This window comes from Bacteroides sp. AF25-38AC (assembly GCF_003602995.1).
GTDB classification, from domain to species: Bacteria; Bacteroidota; Bacteroidia; order Bacteroidales; family Bacteroidaceae; genus Bacteroides; species Bacteroides uniformis.
Genome location: NZ_QTMD01000035.1, coordinates 35,600 through 41,726, shown reverse-complemented (window position 1 = coordinate 41,726; position 6,127 = coordinate 35,600). Strand labels below are relative to the sequence as shown.

The following is a 6,127-nucleotide window of genomic DNA, read 5'->3' as shown; positions in this document are numbered from 1 at the left end:
CGTTTTCAGAAGAAGCCTCCGTGTCTGATAAGGATACGGAGGCTTTGTTCGTTTTATATCTTTACATATACTTAGATGCCGGCATGGATTGTTCTTGTGTTTTAGGCCATGAGTTTTCTGCTGATTTGTAGTGATATCAGGGTGAAATGAACATAAAAAAATGAATATTTTACTCTAAATACTACATAATGAGGATAATTATTCGTATCTTTGTCGCCCGAATAAACAAAAGAAGCTTTGGGAAAGTTTGATAAATACAAAATAGACCTGAAAGGTATGCAAGCAGATTCATGCAAATATGAGTTTGTGCTAGACAACCTTTTCTTTGCCAATATTGATGGACCGGAAGTGCAGAAGGGTAAAGTCAATGTGGTGTTAGTTGTAAAGAAAACATCTCGTGCTTTCGAATTGAACTTCCAGACAGACGGAATGGTGTGGGTGCCATGTGACCGTTGTTTGGACGATATGGAACAGCTTGTCAGCTCGACAGATAAGCTGCTGGTTAAGTTCGGTCATGAATATGCCGAAGAAGGTGACAATCTCATTGTAATTCCCGAAGAGGAAGGTGAGATTAATGTAGCATGGTTTATGTACGAGTTTGTAGCTTTGGCCATCCCCATGAAGCATGTGCATGCTCCGGGTAAGTGTAACAAGGCAATGACCAGCAAATTGAGTAAGCATATGCGCACTACTCCGGATGATGATATGGCTGAGGACACATTTGCTCCGGAAGAAGAGGTGGAGCTGATGAATGAAGAAGAAACGCAGGTAGACCCGCGTTGGGACGAATTAAAGAAAATATTAGATAACAATTAAAGATTAAAGAAAATGGCACATCCTAAGAGAAGACAGTCAAAAACAAGAACTGCGAAGAGAAGAACTCATGATAAAGCAGTAGCTCCTACACTGGCTATTTGCCCGAATTGTGGTGAGTGGCATGTATATCACACTGTATGTGGTGCATGTGGTTACTATAGAGGTAAGCTTGCAGTTGAAAAGGAAGCTGCCGTATAATTACGGTCAGTTTGACTAAAACTTATACTTGAATATCGGGCGTCTAAAAAGATTTGTAATTTAATAAGCAAACCTTTTTAGACTACCGTTGTTTCAGTAGTTCTATAAGTAAACAAGATTTTAATGGAAAAAATAAATGCAGTAATTACAGGAGTCGGCGGTTATGTACCTGATTACGTCTTGACAAACGACGAAATCTCAAGAATGGTGGATACCAATGACGAATGGATTATGACTCGTATCGGAGTAAAGGAAAGACGTATCCTGAATGAAGAAGGGTTAGGTAGTTCCTATATGGCGCGTAAAGCTGCCAAACAGCTGATGCAACGTACTGGCGCGGATCCGGATGATATAGATCTGGTGATTGTAGCTACTTCCACTCCGGATTATCATTTCCCTTCTACAGCTTCTATTTTATGTGATAAGCTAAGGCTGAAAAATGCATATGCTTTTGACTTGCAGGCAGCCTGCAGCGGATTTCTCTATCTGATGGAGACGGCGGCCAATTTCATCCGTTCTGGAAGATATAAGAAGGTTATCATTGTGGGAGCCGACAAGATGTCGTCAATGGTTGATTATACAGACCGTGCTACTTGTCCTATCTTTGGAGACGGCGCTGCAGCTTTCATGCTCGAGCCGACAACAGAAGATGTAGGTATTATGGATGCTATTCTGAGAACCGACGGCAAAGGTTTGCCTTTCCTGCATATGAAAGCGGGTGGGTCGGTTTGTCCTCCCTCTTATTTTACTGTAGACAACCACATGCATTACATTTATCAGGAAGGACGTACTGTGTTTAAGTATGCCGTATCCAATATGTCGGATGTTAGCGCGGCCATTGCCGAGAAAAACGGTCTGACAAAGGATAGCATTGACTGGGTGATTCCGCACCAGGCCAATCTTCGTATCATTGATGCTGTGGCACATCGTCTGGAAGTTCCTCGTGAGAAAGTACTGATTAATATCGAACGTTACGGCAATACCAGTGCTGCTACGTTGCCTCTTTGCATCTGGGACTTTGAAGATAAGCTGAAGAAAGGCGACAACCTTATTTTCACTGCATTCGGCGCAGGATTTACCTGGGGAGCCGTGTATGTGAAGTGGGGATACGACGGAAAGAAGCAGTAACATACTATTGCTAAATATAATATGATAAAAACGCATCCTATTTCGATTCGATGCGTTTTTTTGTCTCAATTCAAATACTGAAGTCATGCACAAAGCAGGTTTTGTAAATATCGTGGGAAATCCGAATGTGGGCAAATCCACATTGATGAACGTTTTGGTAGGTGAGCGCATTTCTATCGCCACTTTCAAGGCGCAGACCACCCGTCATCGGATTATGGGCATCTATAATACGGATGACATGCAAATTGTGTTTTCGGACACTCCGGGTGTATTGAAGCCAAACTATAAGTTACAGGAGTCCATGCTGAATTTCTCCACTTCGGCATTGACGGATGCGGATGTGTTGCTGTATGTGACAGATGTGGTTGAGACTCCCGACAAGCATAATGACTTTGTGGAGAAAGTAGGACACTTGGACGTTCCGGTATTGCTGCTTATCAATAAGATTGATTTAAGCAACCAGGAAAAGCTGGTGGAACTGGTGGAAGCATGGAAGGAATTGCTGCCGAAGGCGGAAATTATTCCTATCTCTGCTACTTCGAAATTTAATGTGGATTATGTCATGAAGCGGGTGAAGGAGCTGTTGCCCGACTCACCTCCTTATTTCGACAAGGACCAGTGGACGGACAAGCCGGCGCGTTTCTTCGTGACCGAAATAATCCGTGAGAAAATTCTGTTGTACTACGATAAGGAAATCCCTTATTCGGTGGAGGTGATGGTAGAACAGTTTAAGGAGGAGGCAAAGAAGATTCATATCAGTGCCGTAATCTATGTGGAGCGTGATTCGCAAAAAGGTATTATCATAGGCAAGCAGGGGAAGGCTTTGAAGAAAGTGGCTACTGAAGCGCGCCGTGATTTGGAGAGGTTTTTCGGGAAAACGATATTCCTGGAGACGTTTGTGAAAGTTGATAAGGATTGGCGGAGTTCGGACAAGGAACTGCGTAATTTTGGTTATCAGCTGGATTAAGAGTTATTCATACGACTGTGACAGTCGCAAAAAACAAAGAGTGTGAACTATGGGAAATTTAGTTGCAATCGTAGGACGTCCCAATGTGGGAAAGTCTACATTATTTAACCGTCTGACCAAGACACGTCAGGCAATTGTGAATGAGGAAGCGGGAACCACCCGTGACCGCCAATATGGAAAGACCGAATGGTTGGGACGTGAGTTCTCCGTGGTAGATACCGGCGGTTGGGTAGTGAACTCTGATGATATTTTCGAAGAGGAGATTCGTAAGCAGGTATTGATGGCGGTGGATGAAGCCGACGTGATTCTGTTCGTGGTGGATGTGATGAACGGGGTTACGGACCTCGACGAGCAGGTGGCTGCCATCTTGCGTCGTGCCAAGAAGCCTGTGTTGCTGGTTGCCAATAAGACTGATAATCATGAACTGCAATACAATGCTCCTGAGTTTTACAGTTTGGGTTTGGGTGACCCTTATTGTATTTCTGCTGTAACGGGTAGCGGTACGGGCGATATGATGGACCTTATCGTCAGCAAGTTCAAGAAGGAATCTGATGAAATTCTGGACGAGGATATTCCCCGCTTTGCAGTAGTGGGACGCCCTAATGCCGGAAAGTCTTCCATAGTCAATGCCTTTATTGGAGAAGACCGCAACATCGTGACGGAGATTGCCGGTACCACGCGCGATTCTATCTATACCCGCTACAATAAATTCGGTTTTGATTTCTACCTGGTAGATACGGCGGGTATCCGTAAGAAGAACAAGGTGAATGAGGATTTGGAGTACTACTCCGTAATCCGTTCCATTCGTTCCATTGAGAATGCAGATGTATGTATTTTGATGGTAGACGCTACGCGTGGCATCGAAAGCCAGGATTTGAATATCTTCTCCTTGATACAGAAGAATGCCAAGGGGCTGGTGGTTGTGGTGAACAAGTGGGACTTGGTGAAGGACAAGACTGTGAAGGTGATGAAGACTTTCGAAGATGCTATCCGCAACCGTTTCGCTCCGTTTGTGGATTTTCCTATCATCTTTGCTTCGGCACTGACCAAACAGCGTATTCTGAAGGTATTGGAAGAGGCGCGTGATGTGTACGAAAATCGTATGACGCGTATTCCGACAGCTCGTTTGAACGAGGAAATGCTGCCGCTTATCGAGGCGTATCCACCCCCTTCAATTAAGGGTAAGTATATCAAGATAAAGTATATTACGCAGTTGCCCAATACCCAGGTGCCGTCATTTGTTTATTTTGCAAATCTTCCACAATATGTGAAAGAGCCTTACAGACGATTCCTGGAAAATAAGATGCGTGAGAAATGGAAGTTGACCGGAACTCCGATAAATATCTATATCCGGCAGAAGTAAAATATATCGTGATGATATAGTCGATTCTATTAACTGGTTTTATGAAGAGAAAGCGTCCGGAACATAGCTTCCGGACGCTTTCTTATGTAATAGGTTAGAAAATGAGGTGTGGTTTTATCCTTCAAGGTTCTGTATCTCCACTTCTTTGACTTTCCGGAATAGGTCAGATGCAAATATGAAACTGTTCAACCGCTCGTTGGTGGAAGTGAAGATATCGTCTTTATTGCCTTCCCATTCTTTGTGTCCTTCGTAAATATAGATGATTTTTTCTCCGATACCCATTACAGAGTTCATGTCATGAGTGTTGATGAGAGTAGTCATATTGTATTCTCGGGTTATATCTTGTATCAGTTCGTCGATGACAAGCGAGGTCTTGGGGTCAAGTCCTGAATTCGGCTCGTCACAGAACAAGTATTGCGGGTTTAGGGCAATGGCACGGGCAATGGCTACGCGTTTCTGCATACCGCCGCTGATTTCTCCGGGAAATTTGTCTTTGGCTTCAATCAGGTTTACACGCTCCAAGCAGAACATGGCACGACGAGTCCGATCGCGCAGGGTATCGTTGCTGAACATGTTCAGTGGAAACATCACATTGTCCAGTACCGTCATGGAATCGAACAGCGCGGCACTTTGGAAAATCATTCCCATTTCCCGGCGGAGCGCTTTCTTTTCCTTCTTTCCCATGGCGAGGAAGTTGCGGTGGTCATACAACAATTCTCCTTTGTCCGGTGTCAGCAGACCCACGATACATTTCATGAGTACGGTTTTTCCCGAACCGCTCTGCCCTATGATTAGGTTGGTCTTTCCATTCTCGAAAGTGGCATTGATATCTTTCAGTACCTCTTTTTCTTCAAATGATTTGCAAAGTCCTTTCAGTTCAATCATCCCATTAAAAGTTGAGTTAATATTAGGTCGGCGAATAAGATAAGTACGCTGCTGCATACTACGGAGTCGGTGGACGCCTTGCCCACTTCGATGGAACCGCCTTCGACGGTGTAACCGAAGAATGCCGATACGCTGGCAATGATAAAGGCAAAGAACAGCGACTTGATGATGCCGCACCAAATAAACCATTCGACAAACATGTACTGCAAGCCGTATTCTAAATCTACCGCCGACATGATGCCGCCGAACCAGCAAGTACAGAAGGCACCTATGATACCGGCGAATATACTGAACGTCACCATCAGTGGAATGGTTGTCACCATAGCGGCAATTTTCGGTAGGATGAGATAGTTGGCAGAATTGACACCCATAATTTCAAGGGCGTCTATCTGCTGGGTGACTCGCATGGTGCCCAGCTCCGAGGCGATGTTTGACCCGACCTTTCCTGCCAGAATCAGACACATGATGGAGGAGGAGAATTCCAGCAGCATGATTTCTCGGGTTACATATCCCACTGTCCATCGAGGCATGAAAGGACTCTCGATGTTCAACTTTATCTGTATGGTGATTACAGCTCCGATGAAGAACGATATCAGCAATACGATGCCGATAGAGTTCACGCCGAGCTGTTCCAACTCGTTGACATATTGGCGGAAAAACATACGCATACGTTCGGGACGGGCAAATACGCGTCCCATCAGTATGATATATCGTCCCACTGTCTTAAGTGCTTTAAACATAACATATAAGTATTTGAATGCAAATGTACA

The 6,127-nt window shown here is 44.4% G+C and carries 7 protein-coding genes; 5 read left to right on the top strand and 2 right to left on the bottom strand.

The features are described 5' to 3' along the window. The first annotated feature begins 237 nt into the window (after window positions 1–237). The 5 genes from DWY55_RS18575 to der all read left to right on the top strand — a co-directional run bounded on the left by DWY55_RS18575 (window position 238) and on the right by der (window position 4,472). Window positions 238–816, top strand: a complete 579-nt coding sequence (locus tag DWY55_RS18575; protein WP_005829530.1) for a DUF177 domain-containing protein — start codon at window positions 238–240, stop codon at window positions 814–816. 12 nt (window positions 817–828) lie between these two features. Further along, the gene (gene rpmF / locus DWY55_RS18570; protein ID WP_004288267.1) at window positions 829–1,014 is read left to right on the top strand and encodes a 50S ribosomal protein L32; all 186 of its coding nucleotides are present in this window, start codon (window positions 829–831) and stop codon (window positions 1,012–1,014) included. 123 nt (window positions 1,015–1,137) lie between these two features. Continuing rightward, window positions 1,138–2,142, top strand: coding sequence for a beta-ketoacyl-ACP synthase III (locus DWY55_RS18565; protein ID WP_005829534.1), 1,005 nt, complete (start codon window positions 1,138–1,140; stop codon window positions 2,140–2,142). 85 nt (window positions 2,143–2,227) lie between these two features. Next, window positions 2,228–3,109: a GTPase Era gene (era, locus tag DWY55_RS18560; protein ID WP_005829536.1), complete on the top strand. Its 882-nt coding sequence runs from the start codon at window positions 2,228–2,230 to the stop codon at window positions 3,107–3,109. 49 nt (window positions 3,110–3,158) lie between these two features. After that, entirely contained in the window at window positions 3,159–4,472 is a 1,314-nt protein-coding gene (der, locus tag DWY55_RS18555) for a ribosome biogenesis GTPase Der (RefSeq protein ID WP_005829538.1), read from the top strand. A 114-nt stretch (window positions 4,473–4,586) separates the two neighbouring features. On the opposite strand, the gene DWY55_RS18550 is transcribed toward der, so the two are convergent. Beyond that, window positions 4,587–5,357 (bottom strand): ABC transporter ATP-binding protein, encoded by a 771-nt coding sequence (locus DWY55_RS18550; protein ID WP_005829539.1) that lies wholly within the window; start codon window positions 5,355–5,357, stop codon window positions 4,587–4,589. Continuing rightward, the gene (locus DWY55_RS18545) at window positions 5,354–6,097 is read right to left on the bottom strand and encodes an MlaE family ABC transporter permease (protein WP_005829541.1); all 744 of its coding nucleotides are present in this window, start codon (window positions 6,095–6,097) and stop codon (window positions 5,354–5,356) included. Before DWY55_RS18545 ends, DWY55_RS18550 begins: the two co-directional genes overlap by 4 nt. Between the last annotated feature and the right edge of the window lie 30 nt (window positions 6,098–6,127).